This is a genomic window from Polyangium jinanense (assembly GCF_028435265.1).
GTDB classification, from domain to species: Bacteria; Myxococcota_A; Polyangia; order Polyangiales; family Polyangiaceae; genus Polyangium; species Polyangium jinanense.
On sequence record NZ_JAGTJK010000052.1, the window covers coordinates 30,909 to 49,267 of the forward strand.

Here is an 18,359-nt window from a genome sequence, read left to right on the forward strand (position 1 = left end):
TCTGTCAACGCGCGTAAATCGTCGGCCCCTCGTCCCAGGGCAGCCACGACTCCGAGAGGATGAGGAAACTCGACGCCGACGTCATCCCCTTGTAGCCGAATTCCACGCCGATCCATTCGAACACCCGGCGATCCCCGGTCCGCACCGGGAACACGACCTCGCCGCCCTGGGGGAATGGGATGAACTCGTCGGCTCCCACGGGATCGAGCTTGATCGACACCCCCTCGTGATTGCCGCCGAGCATCGAAATGTGCACCATCGCCCCCGTGCACCGGACCCGCACCCATTCCCGGATGTGCTGAAGCCTGCAGCCATTGGGCGTCGACCCCGGCGAAAACGACATCTCCACGCCCAGCACGTCCCAGTCGGCGTCCTTCGGCCGCGGCGATTTGTCCGCCGAAATCGTGAGCGTCTGCTTCGGCGGCGCGGCCGGCGCCGCCTCCGCGTCCCCGCCGCCGCCCGCGTCCTCCGTGCCCGCATCCTCCAGCGCCGCCACGCTCCCGAACGGCGCCTCCTGCGCGGGCGGCGCATCCTCTGCGCTCGCCCAGCCCGTGAACAGCGCGCCTCCTGCGAATGCCAGCGCCACGAACCCGATCGTGCCCTTCTTCGTCTTCATAACGTCCTCAGGAACGCCACGAGCGCCGTGCGCTCCGGCTTGGTGAGCTGGTTCGTGTTCCCCATGCGATCGTCGTTCCGCTCGATGAGCTCCTCCAGCGTCGAGAAGCGCCCATCGTGTGCATACGGCGCCGTCCCCCCGACAAACCGCAACGACGGCGTCTTGTACCCGAGCTCCGGATCCGCCTCGAAACTCTCCGGCGGCGGCAGCTTCGAGTACACCGGATACGGCGCGCGATCGCTGTAATCCATCTCGGGCACGTGGCACCCCGCGCATTTCGTCTCCACGCGCAGGAACACCTCCTGCCCTTTCTTTTCCTCGTCCGAGAGCTCCCGCGTCTTGCGCGGCGGCGGCACGAGCCCGAGCCGCAAAAACGCCCGCAGCGCCATTGCCCGCTCGGTCAGCTCCTTTCGATCGTGCCCGTACGGCAGATCGCCCCATCGATGGAGCAAGAACCCGTTCGTCAGCCGGTGCGTCAGATGCGGGCTCTCCGCGTGCCACCCATACGGCCCCTCGTACACCACCCGCCCCGCGAGCATCGGCGTTTGGCGAGCAAAACCTCCGCCCGTCTTTTGCTCCACGTCCCACCCGGGCATGTTCGCCGCCCCCGCGAAGAAATTCGGCCCCTGCCCGACGGCCGCGCGCTCGTGCCAGACGTGCCCATCGTCTCGCCCCTCCGGATGGCAGCCCGCGCAGCCCATTCCCCCGCTCGTCACCTCGTCGGTCCCGTTATAATAAAGCTTCCGCCCGAGCGCCGCCTGCGCGGGGAGCGGCTCCTCCCCGAGCCGCATCAACTGGTTCTTCCCCGAATGGAAAAACGCGACCTCCATCGAATGTGTCGCCCGGCAAAACACGTACGCCGATTTCTCGTCCGCGGCGAGCGCGATCCCGCTCGGCGCGCCGCATCCGGTCGCCACCTTGTATTTCGGATCCGGATCCGTCCGCAACTCGACCCCCCCCGCGATGAACAGCGCCGGATCGATCGGCCCTGCGTAAAGCTCCGACAGCGCGTCCGTCCCCTCCGACGCCACGAGCAGCGTATCCGTGCTCTTCTTGTAGACGATCGCGCGCGGCTGCACGAACGGGTTTGGCGCGGTACGCGGCCCCTCACCGCCCGTCTCCTGATCCTCCACCAGCCCCGTCGCGTCCTCTGCCGTCGTTTTCGGCCCGGCGAGGCGCGTCGGCGCGAGCGGTGTATCGTCCGTCGTGAGCAGCACGTCGACCGCCGACACCCCCATCCAGACCTGCGGCCCCATTCCACCGAGCGCGTGCCGCGCCACGTAAAGCTTCTTCCCATCCGGCGACAGCACGGCCGAATACGCGAGCGACGCATTCGACGTCGCCCCCACCGGCGTCCGCAAGGGCGACGCCGGCAGCTTGATCCGCCGCGCGGAGGCCGCCTCGCCGTCGATTCCGTCGATCCGCGTGAGATCCGTGCCCACGAGGTGCGTCACGTAAACCGCTTTTCCGCTCGGATGCACCACCGCCGCGCGTGGCTCACGCGCGACATCCACGGAAAAACGCACCTTCCCTGTCGCCAGATCCACCCCCGACACCTTGTGCGTCCAGGCGCTCGTCACGATCGCCGTCGATTCATCGGGCGTCACGGCCACGCCCCACGCGTCCTCGGGCAATTCGATCCGCGACTCGACCACGAGTCCCTTTTCGGCATCCTTTCGCATCACGAGCAAAAGCCCCGGCCCCGTCGCCGAGGGCACGGTCTTTGGTTTCTCGTATTTCTCCGGCCCTTTTGCTTTCGTCACCGCCGGCGCCGCGCTCGCCGACGCCGTGGGCGCCGGCGCCGCGCTCGCCTCGCGCTCCTCCGGCGACAGATCCGTGCCCGGCGCGATCGCCCCTTCACTCCGGATCGTCACGAGCACCCGATCCGCAAGCGCGAGCACCTGGGCTGGCTGACCGGGCACCTTCACGGTCTGCGCCGGTTTCGCCACGTCCACCGGCATCGCGATCACGTGCACGACGCCCCGCTCCTCGTCGGCCACGTAAAGCGCGTCATCCGAGGGCGAACGCGCGATCGTGCTGCCCTCCCGCGCCACGGCCTTCGGCTTTTCTTTCGGCGCGGGCGCCGTGGCCGCGCCGTTCGCCGCCGCGCTCGTCGTCTCCGCCGGGCTCGGCGTGGGCCCCGCTGTCTTCTCGCCTCCCCCCTTGCATGCAACGAATGCCGCTGCGACTGCGATCGGATAGCCCCATGAAAAACGCATCGTCCCTGTCTCTCCCCGGCTCGCGTGTCCCTTGCCTTCGCGCGGCGCCGAGCAACGCCCGGCCCTCGGCCCCTCGTCCCAGGTCACGCGAGCGAGCGCATCTTACCTCGGTCCGCGCGCCATGATAAGGTGCCCGCCATGACCACGGAGATGCGAAAGCTCGTCGAAGAGCTCTGTTCTCCGGCATGCGCCGGTCGCAAACCAGGCACGAAGGGCGGCGACGCCGCGCGCGCCGCCGTCGTATCGGCGCTGCGCAAGGCCGGCCTCGATCCGCACGAACAGCCCGTCCCGGGCCTGCACGGCGCCAACGTCATCGCGGTCCTCCCCGGCGACGTCGAGCGATACGTCCTCGTCGGCGCCCATTTCGACCACCTCGGCGAGCTCGCCGGCCAGGTCTTCTGGGGCGCCGACGACAACGCCGCCGCCGTCGGCATCCTCCTCGAAGTCGCCCGCGCCCTCGCCGCGGAGCGCCCGACCGGCCGCGGCGTTATCCTCGCCGCCTTCGACGGTGAGGAGCCCCCGCATTTCACGCACGACACGATGGGTTCGGTGTTTTTCGCGAAACACCCCCCCGTCCCCCTCGACCGCATCGACATGATGAGCGCCATGGACCTCGTCGGCCACACCTTCGGCCCCGCGGGCGTCCCCGACGAGGTCGGAGCGTCCCTCTTCGCCCTCGGCGCCGAGCGCAGCGAGGGCACGGCGGCCCACGTCGACTCCATCGCGACGAGCGAGCCCCTCGTGCGCATCCGCCGCGCCGACGCCGAGGTCATCCCGCCCCTCTCCGATCACCTCGCCTTCTGGCAGCGCGGCGTCCCTTTCCTCTTCCTCACCTCGGGCCGCTCCCGCCATTACCACACGCCGACCGACACCCCCGAAAAGCTCGACTGGCCCAAGATGGCCGCGACGGCCCGCTGGCTCGAGCGATTCGTGCGGGAGACCTGCGCGCGGCCCCCGGGCCCCATTCCTTTCCTGCGCCACGGAAGGGACGACGCCGCGACGCTTCGCTCCTTCATCACGATCACGACCGCGCTCGAACCCGTCTCCGCCGAAGCGAGCGCCGCCCGCGAGACCGCCGAGGAGCTGCTCGCCCAGTGCGACGAACGCGGCGCCCTGCCGGATCCGCTCCGGAGCCACGCGTCGATGCTCGTCGGCATGCTCGAATCGAAGCTCGCCTGAGGTCGCCGCGATGGATCACGCCGCCCGCATGCGCCGCATTGCCGACACGCTCTCGCGCCTCGTGGACGAGGAGGTGCCCGCGCTCATCGACACCATCGACGACGGCCCGCTCGGCGACATCGAACGCGAAGTCAATCGCACCATCACGAGCTTCGCCGTCCGCCTCGAAGAGCGCCGCATCTTCCGCATCGGCCCCGTCGTCGTCTTTCGCTGGCGCGCCGAACCCGACTGGCCCGTCGAGTATGTCTCGCCAAACGTTCTCGATCTGACGGGTTATCCCGCCGAGGAATTCCTCTCCTTCACGCGGATCTACTCCGACCTCATCCTCCCCGAGGACGTCCCGCGCGTCACCGAGGAGCTCCGGGCCTTCGAGGCGAGCCGCGCCGAATGGTTCACCCAGTCGCCTTATCGCATCCGTCGGCGCGACGGCCGCACGGTCTGGGTCTCCGACCACGCGGTCATCCACCGCGACCCGTGGACCCGGGAGATCACCCATTATTTCGGCTACATTTTCGACAGCACCGCGCACATCGAGCAATCCATCCGGCTCCAGCAAAACGAGCTGGCCCTCCAGCAAAACGAGCTCACCCTCCGCAAGCTCGCGAGCCCGCTCCTCCACGTCTGGGACGGCGTCCTCGCGATGCCCGTCGTCGGCGCCCTCGACGAGGCCCGCGCCGCGCACATGACCGACACCCTGCTCCAATCGATCACGCACGGCGGAATCAAGGTCAGCGTCATCGACTTGACGGGCCTCGACGACGTCGATGCGGCGACGCTCGAACACATCGTGCGAATGGTCAGCGCCGCCGAGCTCCTCGGGAGCCGTTGCCTCGTCTCGGGCATTTCACCCCGGGTTGCCGCGGCCATCGTATCGCTCGGCCTCGACGTTACGAAACTACACACCTTCGCCACGCTGAGCGCCGCGCTCGGCCATGCCCTCCGGGAAAGAAATCTCCGCCGCGGCAGCCGGTAGAAGAGCGCACAGCGCCGAATTCCCATTGCGCCTCACGGGAGGCTACGAATTCCATCGTCATCCGAATTCGAAACGCTCGTGCTCCGCGTAAACCCCTTGTCGACGCGAACGCGGCTCGGGTAAACTGGGCGGGTTTTCATTCGGGGGGACAAGCTTCGGGGGGGTGCTCGAAACCGAAGGACCCCCATGGATCAAGCCGAGAGACTGCGTCGAATCTCCACGACCCTGGCACGCCTCGCGAACGAGGAGCTGCCCGACTTCATCGAGGATATCGACGACGGCCCGCTCGGCGACCTCGAACGGAACCTCAATCGCGCCATCGGCAGCCTGAGCACGCGCCTGGAGGAACGCCTCCTTTTCTCCGTAGGCCCGGTCGTCGTCTTTCGCTGGCGCGCCACGGAGGGCTGGCCCGTCGAGTACGTCTCCCCGAACGTATTCGAGCTGACGGGGTATCCGACCGAGGATTACCTCCTGAACAAGCTAAAATACTCCGACCTCGTCTACCCGGAGGACCTCGGCCGCGTCGGCGAGGAGGTCAGCACGAACAGCGCGAGCGGCGCCGAATGGTTTGCCCACGAGCCCTACCGCATCAAGCGCCGCGACGGACAGACCATCTGGATCGCCGATTATACCGTCATCCGGCGCGACCGGGCGAGCGGCCAGATCACCCATTATTTCGGCTACATCTTCGATACCACCGATCGCATCGAGCAATCCCTCGCGCTCGAGCGCAACGAGCGGACCCTGAAGCAATTCAAGAGCCCGCTCTTGCACGTGTGGGACGGCGTCCTCGCGATGCCCGTGCTCGGGGCCGTCGACGAGGCGCGCGCCTCGGCCATGACGGACGCGCTCCTCGCCGAGATCACCCATAGCCGCGTCCGCGTCACCGTCCTCGATTTGACGGGCCTCGAAGACGTCGACGCGGCCACGCTGGAGCACCTCATGCGCATGGTCCGCGCCGTCACGCTCCTCGGCAGCCATTGCCTCGTCTCGGGCATTTCGCCCCGCGTGGCCTCGATCATCGTCTCGCTGGGAATCGACGTGGCAAAACTCTCCACGTTCGCGACGCTCAGCGCCGCGCTCGGGCACGCCCTCGGTCAGGCGGGGCGTCGCCGCCCCGGCCGCCTCAACGCGTGAACGACTCGACGGCCTTGTACTCCGCGCGCCGCGGCCCGAGGTGCATATCGAGCCATTGCCGCGCGCGCCACCGCGCGAACGTGTCCGCCCAGGAATCGATCACGTCCACGTGCTTGCGCACGGTCTCCAGCGCGAAGACGAGCGGGAACTGCGCGATCGGGTGAAACCCCCAGATCCCCGGATCCGGCAATCCAAAGGTGCGGAACGCCTGCGGGGACAGGAAATACTTCGTGTACCCGAGCTCGAGGTGGTATTCGAGCCGCTTGCGCAACGCAACGAGCGGCGGATCACCCTCGCGCGGCGCGTACGATTGCACGTACGAGCGCGCCAGATCCACGCCGTCCTCGCCGGCCTTCCTCGCGCCTTTCGTGAGCGCGGTGAACAGGAGGCGCACGCCCTCCTCGAACGTCGTCGGATACCATCGGGGCTGCACGCCCATCAAATGGCCCACGTACCGCCAGAAGTGCATGAGCGCCTCGATCTCCTCGCGGCTCGTGCGATAGCCGAGTTTCTTCAGCGCGATCGCGCCCACACTGCCGGCCATCAGCGTGATCAGCGCATCCCCCTGGCTGATCGGCACGCCCCAGGCGTCGAGATCCCACCCCGGATGACGCAGGAGCCGCTTTCGCACGAACACGTGCATCAGCCGCACGCGCAGCGCCGTCTTCCTCCCCAGCCCGCCCGGCCGGAGGGCCCCCGGCTCCGAAATGTCGATCCAGAACGCGGCCGTCTCCACAAACCGCCGATGCGCCGACTCCCCGGTATACGCGCCGGTGAACGCGAGCGGCTTCGCGACCGAGCTCTCCTGGTACCCGTCGAGCGTGACCGCGCCCGCGAAGCTGAACATGTGCGTCCCATAACGCCGCCATACCCGCGCGCCGTGTTCGACCTTGTCCCAATCGAGCCACGAAGGCGGCGTCTCCACCTCGGCGAACAGCGCTTGCAGCGACGCCGGCGCGTCCGGGATCGACGCCACGCCCGATTCGAGGGCCCGATCCACGAGCTTGCGCCCGGCCCCCTGCCCCTGCGCGAGGTAGACCTCCTCCACGAACGCCTCGGCCACGGGATCCGCGTCGTAATAGCAGTGCGCGAACGTCCGCACGAGCTCGTCGGGCAGCACGGGATCGAAGCCGACGAGCCTCTTCAGCCGCTTGCGACGCTTCTGCGTGCCCGCGTCCTTCATGTTGTCCCAGTAGCGGAACTCGGTCGGAACCCGATCCACGGAACCCGAGCTGAAAAACGCCGGCTCGCCCATCCTGATCCCTTTCCTCCGCGCGCTCGTGATCGGCGCGATCCCAGGATAGCTCAATCGTCCCAGGGGCGGGAGGATTCGAGCAACCGCATCATCTCCCCCGAGGAGACGCTCGGGACCGCGCCACTCTCGTTCTCGCCCTCCGACACCACGTGCCGCATCCGCGTCGAGCGCATCCCGTCGCGCCCGCGCACGAGATCCGCGAACACGATCGCCCTCGGCAGCCCACGCAGCGCCGCGATGATGGCCGTCGAATGTGTCGACAGGAGCACCTGCGGCACGGTCGTCATCTCCCCGAGCGCCGGCGCCGTTGCCGAGAGCAGCGAATCCACGAGCGCGCGGAGCCTCCCCGGATACACGCCGTTCTCGGGCTCCTCGATGGCCACGATCGCGCCGCGCCGCGCGGATCGCAAGAGCGTGAAGAGCGCGAGCAGCCGCAGCATCCCGTCCGACAAAAGCCGCGCCGGCAGGCGCTTCATATCCATGAAATCGGCCTCGAGCCTGAGCTCGTCCTCGAACGGCGTCACCTCGAAGCCCCGGAACCCGGGCAGGAGCGTCTCCATGTCCTTGCGAATGGCGACGCGCGCCTCGGGCCCGAGCGCGGCGAGCACGGTCGGCAGGTTCGAGCCGTCCTCCGTGAGCGATGTTCCGGCCGCCCGATCGCTCGGCTTCGTGAGCCGATGCGGCTCGAGGTGCAGGAGCCGAAACGCCCGGAGCTCGCGGCTCGTCGCCTCGACGAGCGGCGTCACGAGCGCATACGGCAGCGATAAGAGGCTTCGATCCCGCCCGATATCCACCGATAACGACAGCCCGCCGTCGCCCGGCTCGATCCGCACGATCCGCTCCGGCCCCGGGGCGCCTTCGAGCTCGACGCGCATCTCCGGCGTCCCGTACCGCGCGAGCGGCCCCCAATGCGGGTGCTGATCGATCCACGCGTCGGCGCCATGTTTGATCGGCAGAAGCCGCTCGCGCGTGATCACGAGGCCGTCGAGCCCGCCGCGCTCCAGCGTCCGCTCGATCTCCACCTCGTACCGCACGCGCGACAGCACGAGGTCGTGCCGCGACGACCCGGGCAGGAGCAGGAGCTCGGCCGCGAAGCGCATCGAACGCTCGACGCCTTCGGGCGTGCGCGCGAACTGATCCCGAATACGCCCCCGACCTCCCTTGAACGCGGTGACGAGGTTCGTCTCCGCCACCTTCGCGAACAACGCGAGCGCGTCGAACAGATTCGACTTCCCAGCCCCGTTCGGCCCGACGATCGCGGTGAGCGGCTCGAGATCGAGCGAGAACGCGCGCAGCGACTTGAACCCGTCGATCTCGATGCGTGTGATCATCCCGAGGTCCGCAAGAGCCGGCGAGCGGCCCCCCTCCGCGACGCATGCTAGGGCGGCTCCCCCCGACCTGTCAAACGTCGTATTGGCCTAACGCACGCTGAAGCTCGTTTTCGCCGTGCGCACCGCGACGCGCGGATCGACGGGCCGCACCACGAGCTCGTGATCCCCCCGCGTCGCCTGATACCGCATGCGGAACGGCCAGCGCGATCGCCCCACGACCTCGCCATCCACCACGAACTCGACCTCGCTGACGCGCCGCTCCGGAGAACCACCGACCGACGACGCCGAGAGGACGATCACCTGCGCATCGCCCTCCTCCCCGTACACGAACACGCTGCCGGCCGCGGGCCCGTCGATTCGCAGCATCGCCTCCGCGTGCGCCTGCTCCCCACAGCCGGGCACGCTCGACCGCGAGAGCCAGGGCAAACCAAAGGGATCGTGCCCCGGCGCGCCGGACGGCAGCGCCGCCAAAAAACCGTCGTAGGCCTCGGGCAACACCACGATCGATCGGCTCCCCTGCGAATCGCAGGCAAACGGCGCCTCGCCGGGACGGGCGCCCTCCCGCGTGCTCGCGCGCACGTGCCAATCACACGTCTCTTTCGGCGCCTTCCCTCGAATGAAATGCCGCGACGCATGATCCACGCAAGCCGGCCCCGGCAGCTTTCCCGTGAGGGGACAAACCTCCACCGATTCGAGATGCGCCTCGTCCCAGAGCGGCGCGCGCGAAGGCACGTCCTCCATGGCTCGCCGCATCACGTCGGCGAAGAGCGGCCCGGCGCCGCTCGCGCCCGTGAGCTTTTGCGTCGGCGCCCCGTCGGCATTGCCGATCCACACCGCGACCGTCCGCTCGCGTGTGTACCCGACACACCACGTATCACGATGTCCCGAGCTCGTCCCTGTCTTCACGGCCACGGGAAACCCGAGATCGAACGGCCCGCGCCCATGCAATCCCCGCACGCGCGCCAGCGGATCCGAGAGCGACTCCGTCACGAGCGACGCGACAGCCGCATCCATCACGCGCGAAGGCTCGCCTCCCGCCTCTTTCGCCACGATCCGGATCGGCGTCCGCTCTCCGCCCCGCGCGAGCGCCACGTACGCGCCCGCGAGCTCGCGCAGCGTCACCTCGCCGGTCCCGAGCGCCAGCGACAAACCATAATGCCGCGCCTCCCGATCGAGGCTCGCAAACCCGAGGCTCCGCAGCGATTCGAGCAGCCGCCCCTCGCCCACCTCCGCCGCGAGCCGCACCGCCGGCACGTTCAAGCTCCCCGCGAGCGCCTCGCGCGCGCTGATCGGCCCCTCGAACGTCCCGTCGAAATTGCCCGGCGCGTACGTCCCGCCCTGCTCCGAAAAACGCGTCGGCACGTCCGGAAGCGGCTCGGCTGCGGAATGCCCGTCGGCAAATGCGAGCCCATACACGAACGGCTTCAGCGTCGACCCCGGCTGCCGCCGGGCCCGCACCATGTCGACCTGCCCGGCGATCGAATCATCCCAGTACGAACCACTTCCGACCCAAGCGAGCACCTCCCCGTGCTCGTTGTCCACCACGATCACCGCCGCATTTTTGGCCCCGAGCGACGCGAGCGCCGCGAGGTGCGTGCGCACGAGCCCCTCGGTATCCTCCTGCAAGGCAAGATCGAGCGTCGTCTTCGTGATCCCATGCCCCCGCTCGCCGGGCCGCGACACCTCGCGCAGCACCGCATCCACGAAGTGTGGCGCGTAAAACGGCCGATCGACCTTCCTCACGCTGATGGGCTCGTCCACGGCGCGCGCGTGGTCGGCCTCGCTCAGCACGCCCTCCTCGCGCAGATCGTCGAGCAAAGCCCGCTGCCGCAGGCGCACGCGCTCTGGATGATCGTACGAATCGAGGAACGAGGGCGCGCGCGGCAATACCGCGAGCCACGCGGCCTGCGCCCAGCTCAGATCCTTCGCCGACACCGCGAAATACCCGAGCGCGGCGGCCTCCGGCCCCGTGAGCCCGTGGCCATACCCGAGGCGATTCATGTACGCCTCGAGGATCGTCCGTTTGTCCACGGTCTCTTCGAGGTTCTGCGCGCGCGCCGCCTCCGTGACCTTGCGTTCGAGCGTGCGCGGCGCCGATTTTCCCTCGGCGTCGAGCAATTTCACGAGCTGCTGCGTGATCGTGCTCGCCCCGGACACGATACGCCGACCCTTCAAGTTCTGCCCGATCGCCCTCGCAATCGCTCGGCCGTCGACACCATCGTGCTCGAAGAACCGTTTGTCCTCGCTGACGAGCGTCACGAGCACGATCCGATCCCCCATTTGATCGAGCGCCACAGGCCGGCCGCGCTGCTCGGCCTCGGAGCCGATCTCGCGGAGCAAACGCCCCTCACGATCGACGATCCGATGCCCCTCGTGCCAATGATCCGCGAGGTGCGCCGACGGCTCGCCCGCGGCGGCGCGCACGCGTTGCGACGCCGCCACGATACCGAGGACGATGCAGGCCACCACGCCCGTCACGACGCCGAGCCGGCGCAGGGCCTTTTTCGAGGGGAGGCGTTTCATTGGATCGTCACCTGCCCGGCGTCGCTGTACCCCACGCTGTCCGGCTCGTACATGAGCTCACCGGCCGCCGCGGGCAATGCGAACACGCCCGGCGTGGTCGCCCGCACGAGGTACGTCGCGGCAACGGAATCGCCCCAGACCTTGTCGAAATACACGTTCACCCGATCGTCGCGCATCTCGATATGGCTCGCCTCGGACGAGCTCCAGCGGAGCGCGGAGTAGAACGGATGATGCGAATCGATCCCCGGTGCGCTCGCCACCGTCGCGAGGTCCGGCTGCACCGGCTCGAAGCCCGCCGGCAGGCGATCGGTGAGCGCGACGTAGCCGCGCCGCTCGTCGTCGACCTCCGGGAGACGCGCATACAGCGCGACACGCAAGAGATCCCCGGCCTTGACCTTCGAGAGATCCACGGCCCCACCGCGCGGATCGCTGATCACCCGATACACCGACGGCCCCTTTTCTCCCCGCGTCCCAGCCGGCGAATCCGCGGCCGCGATCGCCCGCTGCCAGGCCGACGAAATCGCATACCCGACCGACCGTTCCCCCTCGGCCGTGAGCACGAGCTTCATCTTCTTGCCCCGCACGCGGCTCAACGGAACGGCAAACTCCTTGCTGCCGAAGCCGAGATCCGCCGTGGGCACGAGGCTCTCACCGTCGAGCTTCACGCGCACGGCCACGCCGTCGTCCGTGCTCGCTTCGAGATGCTGGCTCAACGCGAGCAGCGAATACGCCGTCGCCTGCGTCGTGTAATCGTCCATGTCGGCGGCGATTTCCCGCAGGAGCAGCGGGAGGATCGTCGACGAGCGACGGAGCCGCGCGAGCGCGATGGCCGCCTGCGCCCGCGAGCGCGAGGGTGAACCATAATAGTAGAAATCGTTCATCCGCTTCGTGTTCGAGAGCGCGCCCCGCTCGTCGAAGCTCCCCTCGATCATGTCGAGCAGGGTCTTCACGCGATCCTCCTGGTCCGGGAGCGAGGCGAGCGCGAGCGCGAGGCTACCGAGCCCGAAGACGCTCTGATTGTCCTTCCGATCGAAGAGCGCGTCCGCTGCGCTCCGATCGAGCGCGCCCGCATCGGCGAGGCTCTCGGCAATCGCGGCCGAAACCTCGGGCGCCGTGTCCTCGTCGAGCATTCGATCCGCCAGGAACCGCTGCATGCCTTCGAGCAAGCTCGCCGGAGGATTGACGCCGGCCTTCTTCGCCAGAATGACCGCCCGGATCGCGTACGCCGTGCCATATACGTTCGGTTCGTCGCCGCCCGGCCAATAAGCAAGCCCGCCCGAAGCCGTGCGCATGGTCGCGAGCCGCTGAATCCCCGCCGCAATCCGCTTCTGAAGCTCGCCCTCCGAGAGCCGCGTGACACCGATACGCGGTAGAATCGTACGCGCCGCAATGAGCGGCAGCGTGCTCGACGTCGTCTGCTCCACGCATCCATGCGGATATCCGAGCAACCATTCGAGCCGCGCGCCGAGCTCGGGCCAGAGGTGCTCGCCCACCTTCACCGTGATGAACCCGCCCCGCTCGATCACGCCCGCCGGTACGTCCAGCAAAACCTCTTCATTTCGGACAAACGCCCCTCCGAGCCGCGGCCGCTCATCGATCCCGGGTTCGTCCACGGAGAGCTTCGCCTCCACCTCGTCGAGCTTCTTGCCCGCCTCGTCCTCGGCCGAAAACATGAGCGGGAGCGCGCCCGCGGCCGCCGGTTCGAGCGAGAATCCCACGCGCGCCTTGCCTCCCGCCGGCACGTTCACCGTCTGCGACCGCGCCCCGAGCCGCACCGTCGCGCCGAGCGCGGCGGCCGTCTCGTTGTGCAGCATCGCCGCCGCCTCGAATCGATCCCCCACGCGCGCGAATCGCGGCACCACGGGCACGAGCATCACTGGCTTCTTCACGAGGAAGCTCGACTCCGACTTCGCCCCTTTGCCCTCGCGGTCGAGCGCGACGGCCATGATCCGGAACTCGGTGAGGTTATCGGGGAGCTTGAAGCGCACCTTCGCCTTGCCCTGCGCGTCCGGGCGCACGTCGGGCTTGAAGAGCGCGGTCTCCACGAATTTCTTGCGCGCCTCGGTGATCGTCGAAAGCACCGCGCCGCCGCCGTCGCCGGGCACGTGGCTGCGCTCGAAGAGCTCGCCGAGGTCGCTGCGCGAATCACGCACGCGGAACGAGAGGCCCCGGCCGGGCCGGAGCGCCACGGCGGGATCGATCGGGTGGAAATCCGTCAATCGAAGGACGCCCTCGTCGACCACCGCGAGCGCAACCTCCGCATCGCCCTCGGGTTTGCCCCCGTCCGTGACCTCGATGTCGATCTCGGCCTCGTCCCCCGGCCGATAAAAAGGTTTGTCGCTCCGCGCCGCGACCTCGAGCCGCGCGCCCGCCATCGACACGGGCAGCCGCACCGCGCCGATCTTGTAATCGGTAGCCGCGCGGCCCTTCGCGCCGATCGGCAGGAGCGTCGCCGTCGCGTGCACGTACGGCGCGTGCTCGGCCCGGAGCGGCACGTCGATCACCGTCGCGCCCGCCTTCACCCGCATCGAACGCTTTTCCAGCAGATCGCCCTGCTCGATCGTTGTCACGAGCGTCGCCTCGGGGAACGGATTGCGCACGAGGATCTTCGCCGTCTCGCCGGGCGCATATTTCGATTTGTCGGCCGAGAGATCCAGCGCGTGCGGCCTTTCCGGGGCGGACGGCAGCACCTCGCCCTCGCTCCCATAGGCCCAGAGCCCCATCGCGCCGCCGGGCCGTCCGTCCACCTCGGCCGTGATCTCGTAGCTTCCCGAGCGGCCGAGGTTCACCTTGCACGTCGCGGGCTGCTTTGCGCTCGTCACCGTGCAACGACCGGCCTCGACCCGCTTCGACGTCCAGTCCCATTCGAGCGATCCGCCGGCGCCGCGCCGCCTCGCGTATTGCCACTCGATCCGCTCGAGCTTCGCCGTCACGGTCGCGCCCTCGACGGGCCGCCCCTCCGGATCGATCACGCCGAGATCGACGGGCACGTCGTCGCCCACGCCATACCACGTCGAGGGCAGCTTCATGCCAGCATATCGTTTGGCCGGATGAACCACGACGCTTCCCCTCCCCGCGACGTGCCGGTGCGAGGCGTCGGTCACGTCCGCCTCGATCACGAATCTCTGCGGCCCGAGCGCGGACGCGATTTCGAGCGCCTGCACCACCGCGAGCTTCCCATCGGCCGAGAGCGATCCCTCGCCCGCGCGCGACCACGGCTGCTCCTCGTCGTCGTACCAGCGAGGCGCGCGCCGGAACGAGAGCCCCGCCGCGGTCAATGGCCCCTCCGGGAATGGCGCGCCCTCGCGCCGCACCGTCCACGACGCGGTCGCGCCGTCCATCGGCGCGCCGAACAGATAGCGCGCCCGCACCTCGGCCCGCAGCGTATTCTTGGCGTCCGCGGACGCGTCGACGTCGACCACGAATCGAGGTGGCTCGAACTCGGCCACCTGCACGATCGTCTGCGCGAGCGGCTCGCCGTTTTCACCTTGCTCGGGCTGCTCCAGGAGGATCTGGTGACGGCCGATCTTGGCGTCGGCCGGAATGGTGATCGTCGTCGAGAGGCTGCCCATGTCGTTCGTCGTGAGCGTCTGCTGGAAGACGTCGTCACCCGTCGGGCCCACGACGTGCAATCGCAAGGATGCGCCGGCAATGGGCGAGAGCGCGGCCCCGTCGGGCTTGCGAACGGTTGCCTTGACGAACACACTCGAACCGGGCCGGTAAATACCACGGTCCGTCAGGACGAACGCCCGCCCGAACGAGGAGGGCGCTCCCTCGCCCGAGGCGAGGTCGGGGAAGATCTGGCGCTCCGTGATACCGTCCCCGTCGAGTGGAAGAATGAAATCGGCGTCCTGCGCGCGCACGTCGAGGAAAGGCCGCTCGGTCGTGCGCAGGTCGAAGGGCAGGAGCGCGACGCCCGCGGCATCCGTGGTCACGCCGGCCGAATTCTCGTCGCCCGAGAGGCGCACGAGCGCGCCCTGCACCGGCGCGCCGCCCGCGAGACGCGAGACCTGCACGAGCGTCGCATTCGGCGTCGCGCGGGTATGCACGGCGAGCGAGCGCTCGTCGCCCGGGCGAATCAAAGCGACGATGGGCTTCGCGGCCTCGCTCCCGCGCGGGAACTTCGCGAGCTTCGCGCTGAAGGCAATCTCGTCGGCGGCGATCGTCGTGACGTAACTTTGCCCCGCCGAGAGGTGCTTCGAGAGATCGAGTTGCGTCGTCACGAGCTTGTTTCGCTCGGCCTTGATGGCGATCGGAATCCGCACGGGCGCGGCCTCGGGAGGCAGGTCCCGCGTGCGCACGCGCCGGAGCGCGACCTCCTGCGCGGCGCGGTCCGCGGAGGCGACGGGCCAGGCGAGGAGCGAGGCTTTCGAGATGTTGCGCGAGGTCACGGCGAAATGGCGCGTCGTCTCCGGATCGAGCCACAACATGCCGTCCGCCATGGTCACGCTCGCGGGCATCGGGGCCATTTCCACGCGGAACGACACGGGCTTCACGAGGCGATTGCCATGATCGTCGGTGAGGCCCTCGATCGAGACCTCGTACGATTTCGAGGGCTCGAACTCGCCGCGGATCACGATTTCATCGTCCCAGCGCTCGTTCCGCAGGGTCATGTTTCGCACGGGCGGGCTCACGCGCACGCGGGCCGCGAGCTTGTCGTCCGGGGTCGCGACGGCCGTATTGAACGCCACGCGAATCTCGCGCCCCGCCGTGTACAGCTTCCCGTCCTGGAACGTGCACGACCGCTGCCGTCCGTCGTCGTCCCAGTACCATTCACACGTCACATCCTGGAACGCGAGCGGCTCGGCCACAGTCACTTCGATCTCGCGCGTCTGATGAAGTTTTTCCAAAAAACGAGGTTTTGCCTGGAGGACCAGCTTCTTGCCGGGCGCGACGGGCGAGACGGGCCGGACGAGCACGACGAGCTTCGGGTCGACCTTGATGCCCTGGAACGTCGGCGTCTTCGGATGATCGAACACGACGGAGAGGGGTCGCTCGCTCGCCGCCTCCGTCAGCGTGATCAGGCTCCGCGCGAGGCCGAGATCGATGGGCTGATCATAAAGCACGGCGAACGTCTCGCGCGCGCCGACGTCGAGGCCGTCGTTCGGGTGCATCGCGATCACGCGGTGGCGGCCGGGGACGGGAATGTAGCCGAGGTCCTTCCCGGCGATCGTGACCCCCGGCGTCGCCTTGAATTGCGCTTTCCACGCCTGTTTCAGGCCGGCGCCCGCGGGCGTCTTCACTTCGCCGATTTCCACGCCGTACGTGGTCTCCGTGTCGAAGGGGCGCTTCGCCACGAATTCGAGCGTGGTGTCGTTGAGCCAATACGCCTCCCCCTCGACGCTCGGCGTCAGGCGGATCGTGCCCTCGGCGGCCTTCGTGGGGCCCTTCGCATTGGGATCGGCCGCGGGGCGGGCGACGCGCTGATTGAAGGAGATGCGGAACGAGGTGCCGCGAAAGGAGAATTTGCCGTCGCTGTCGAGGCTCGGGCTCTGGACCTCGAGGTCGGTGGAGGTGCGCTCGACCTCGTCGCCGTCCACCGGCAGGCGCGCATTGCGCGACACGGCGGGAGGGAAGACCAGCGGCTCGTCGCCCTTGTGCACGGCCCGCTCGATGACGACGGGCGGCGGGGGTTGTCCGGGCAGTGTGGTGGGAACGGAGGGCGTGCTGCTGCAAACGAGACCAAACGAGGAGGCGAGCAGCACGGCCGGGACGAGCCAGACGGGGCGGGTACGAGCGGAGGACATGGTCCGCGCCCTTTCCACGCCCTGCGCCGGCCGGAGAGGTGAACAAAAACGCATGGTTACGAGCTCCGGTGTGTGTCCGACGGGCCGCGACGTGTGGAAACCACGCCGCGGGGTGGGCCCGAGGGAGACGAGGCGCGCGTGCGAGCCGCCATCGTTCGATGCTACCACCATTTCCGACCCAGGACGTCATTCGAAAACGCGGGAGGAAGCCTGCTTCCATCTGGAAATCGCGCGGCCGCGGGGGCATGCTACGCGAGGGAGGTTCGAATGGGAGGCACCGTCGAAAGCCTCTTTGAAGAGCTCGCTGGCACCATCGAAACGTGGGCCGTGCCGCCGAGCCGCATTCCCGGATGGACGGAGCCGCAGCGGCCCTGGCGCGCGACGCTCGATGACGCGCTGCGTGTGCTCTCGGGGGATGGGCGGCTCGCGCGGCTCGACGCGCTCGGGCATCCGCTCGTCGAATCGCTCGTGGCGATCGCGACGGGCCCGCTCTGGAGCTTCTTCGCGGCGCCGGAGGGGAGAAATCGCGCGCTCTTCGAGCTCGTGCAGAACCTGGCGAATCCGGGGCGCATCAATCAGGGGCTCAAGGGCACGTGCGCCGCGGCCTGCCTCGAAAGCTATCTAGCCGTGCAGGATCCGGCCGAATATGCGCGCCTCGTGGCCGGGCTCATTTCGGCGTCGGGCCGGGCCACGCTGCGATCGGGCGAGGAGCTCGTCTGCGACGAGGACATCCTCTTGCCGAACGTGGGCGAGCGCGGGCGAAACCCCATCAGCCGCATCTTCCAGGTCGCGTGCATGGAGTTCGCATACCCCGACCTCGATTACGACAACATCCTCGACAGCCACTTCAAGGGCGGCGAGCGCGTCGGGACCGGGCTCGAAATGGGCGCGTTCGAGCGGCTCCTCGTCGCGGTCACGGGCAAACCCTGGAAGACGCTCTCGACCGAGCACGCGATGATGGCAAAGGCCTTCGCGAAGCTCGGCATTTCCACGGAAGGCGTCGCCGACCTCGCGCGCGACGGGCTGTCGATCCTCGATCAATCGACGCGCAAAGGCGAGCCGGTCTTCGCGACGATCGTGCTCCCCGCCGTGACGAGCTTCCAGGGCGACGCGGGCGGTGAGCCGATCCGACACGCGGAGCACAAGATTCTGGTGCTCTCGATCGATTGGGAGAATGGCTGCGTGCATTATGACGACCCCATCGATCCGCGGGAGCGCTGGTTCGAGGGAGCGGACGTGCGCATCGAGGACGAGCACGGCCGGTGCAGCATGCCGATCGCCGATTTCGAGCGGCTTCTCGGCGATATTTCCTATCGAGAGGAGCTCTGGGATCGGTCGCTGCCCCGGCCTGCGGCGGGCGGACGAGGCTGAGCCCCCCG

Annotated in this window: 10 protein-coding genes; 4 read left to right on the forward strand and 6 right to left on the reverse strand. The window is 68.6% G+C overall.

Translation table 11 applies throughout. The annotated features are described in order from the left end of the window. Window positions 1-4 precede the first annotated feature (4 nt). Both KEG38_RS45150 and KEG38_RS45155 read right to left on the reverse strand, forming a co-directional pair. Window positions 5-616, reverse strand: coding sequence for a hypothetical protein (locus KEG38_RS45150; protein WP_272426940.1), 612 nt, complete (start codon window positions 614-616; stop codon window positions 5-7). Then, complete coding sequence (locus tag KEG38_RS45155; RefSeq protein WP_272426941.1) at window positions 613-2,835, reverse strand: hypothetical protein; 2,223 nt, start codon at window positions 2,833-2,835, stop codon at window positions 613-615. The genes KEG38_RS45150 and KEG38_RS45155 overlap by 4 nt, the downstream gene beginning before the upstream one ends. 138 nt (window positions 2,836-2,973) lie before the next feature. Here KEG38_RS45155 and KEG38_RS45160 point away from each other — a divergent pair, with 138 nt between their 5' ends. From KEG38_RS45160 to KEG38_RS45170, 3 genes are all read left to right on the forward strand, one after another. Beyond that, on the forward strand, window positions 2,974-4,014 hold the full coding sequence (locus tag KEG38_RS45160; protein ID WP_272426942.1) for a M28 family metallopeptidase: 1,041 nt from the start codon (window positions 2,974-2,976) through the stop codon (window positions 4,012-4,014). Between the two features lie 10 nt (window positions 4,015-4,024). After that, on the forward strand, window positions 4,025-4,987 hold the full coding sequence (locus KEG38_RS45165; protein WP_272426943.1) for an STAS domain-containing protein: 963 nt from the start codon (window positions 4,025-4,027) through the stop codon (window positions 4,985-4,987). Window positions 4,988-5,173: 186 nt separating this feature from the next. Next, a complete protein-coding gene (locus KEG38_RS45170; protein WP_272426944.1) occupies window positions 5,174-6,124 on the forward strand; it encodes an STAS domain-containing protein in 951 nt (316 codons plus the stop codon). On the opposite strand, the gene KEG38_RS45175 is transcribed toward KEG38_RS45170, so the two are convergent. From KEG38_RS45175 to KEG38_RS45190, 4 genes are all read right to left on the reverse strand, one after another. Continuing rightward, complete coding sequence (locus KEG38_RS45175; RefSeq protein ID WP_272426945.1) at window positions 6,114-7,379, reverse strand: oxygenase MpaB family protein; 1,266 nt, start codon at window positions 7,377-7,379, stop codon at window positions 6,114-6,116. The genes KEG38_RS45170 and KEG38_RS45175 overlap by 11 nt on opposite strands. 50 nt (window positions 7,380-7,429) lie before the next feature. Continuing rightward, complete coding sequence (locus KEG38_RS45180) at window positions 7,430-8,710, reverse strand: AAA family ATPase (protein ID WP_272426946.1); 1,281 nt, start codon at window positions 8,708-8,710, stop codon at window positions 7,430-7,432. 87 nt (window positions 8,711-8,797) lie between these two features. Beyond that, window positions 8,798-11,233: a penicillin-binding protein 1C gene (gene pbpC, locus KEG38_RS45185; RefSeq protein ID WP_272426947.1), complete on the reverse strand. Its 2,436-nt coding sequence runs from the start codon at window positions 11,231-11,233 to the stop codon at window positions 8,798-8,800. Continuing rightward, window positions 11,230-16,980, reverse strand: a complete 5,751-nt coding sequence (locus KEG38_RS45190; protein ID WP_272426948.1) for an alpha-2-macroglobulin family protein — start codon at window positions 16,978-16,980, stop codon at window positions 11,230-11,232. Before KEG38_RS45190 ends, pbpC begins: the two co-directional genes overlap by 4 nt. Window positions 16,981-17,247: 267 nt before the next feature. On the opposite strand from KEG38_RS45190, the gene KEG38_RS45195 reads away from it, so the two are divergent. Beyond that, on the forward strand, window positions 17,248-18,351 hold the full coding sequence (locus tag KEG38_RS45195) for a hypothetical protein (protein WP_272426949.1): 1,104 nt from the start codon (window positions 17,248-17,250) through the stop codon (window positions 18,349-18,351). Window positions 18,352-18,359: the final 8 nt, after the last annotated feature.

What these genes read in the sequence shown, in the direction of transcription:
- KEG38_RS45150 (WP_272426940.1), bottom strand. Translation starts at nt 616, where the DNA reads ATGAAGACGAAGAAGGGCACGATCGGGTTCGTGGCGCTGGCATTCGCA.
- KEG38_RS45190 (WP_272426948.1), bottom strand. Translation starts at nt 16,980, where the DNA reads ATGTCCTCCGCTCGTACCCGCCCCGTCTGGCTCGTCCCGGCCGTGCTG.
- KEG38_RS45160 (WP_272426942.1), top strand. Translation starts at nt 2,974, where the DNA reads ATGACCACGGAGATGCGAAAGCTCGTCGAAGAGCTCTGTTCTCCGGCA.
- KEG38_RS45170 (WP_272426944.1), top strand. Translation starts at nt 5,174, where the DNA reads ATGGATCAAGCCGAGAGACTGCGTCGAATCTCCACGACCCTGGCACGC.
- KEG38_RS45155 (WP_272426941.1), bottom strand. Translation starts at nt 2,835, where the DNA reads ATGCGTTTTTCATGGGGCTATCCGATCGCAGTCGCAGCGGCATTCGTT.
- KEG38_RS45175 (WP_272426945.1), bottom strand. Translation starts at nt 7,379, where the DNA reads ATGGGCGAGCCGGCGTTTTTCAGCTCGGGTTCCGTGGATCGGGTTCCG.
- KEG38_RS45195 (WP_272426949.1), top strand. Translation starts at nt 17,248, where the DNA reads ATGGGAGGCACCGTCGAAAGCCTCTTTGAAGAGCTCGCTGGCACCATC.
- KEG38_RS45165 (WP_272426943.1), top strand. Translation starts at nt 4,025, where the DNA reads ATGGATCACGCCGCCCGCATGCGCCGCATTGCCGACACGCTCTCGCGC.
- pbpC (WP_272426947.1), bottom strand. Translation starts at nt 11,233, where the DNA reads ATGAAACGCCTCCCCTCGAAAAAGGCCCTGCGCCGGCTCGGCGTCGTG.
- KEG38_RS45180 (WP_272426946.1), bottom strand. Translation starts at nt 8,710, where the DNA reads ATGATCACACGCATCGAGATCGACGGGTTCAAGTCGCTGCGCGCGTTC.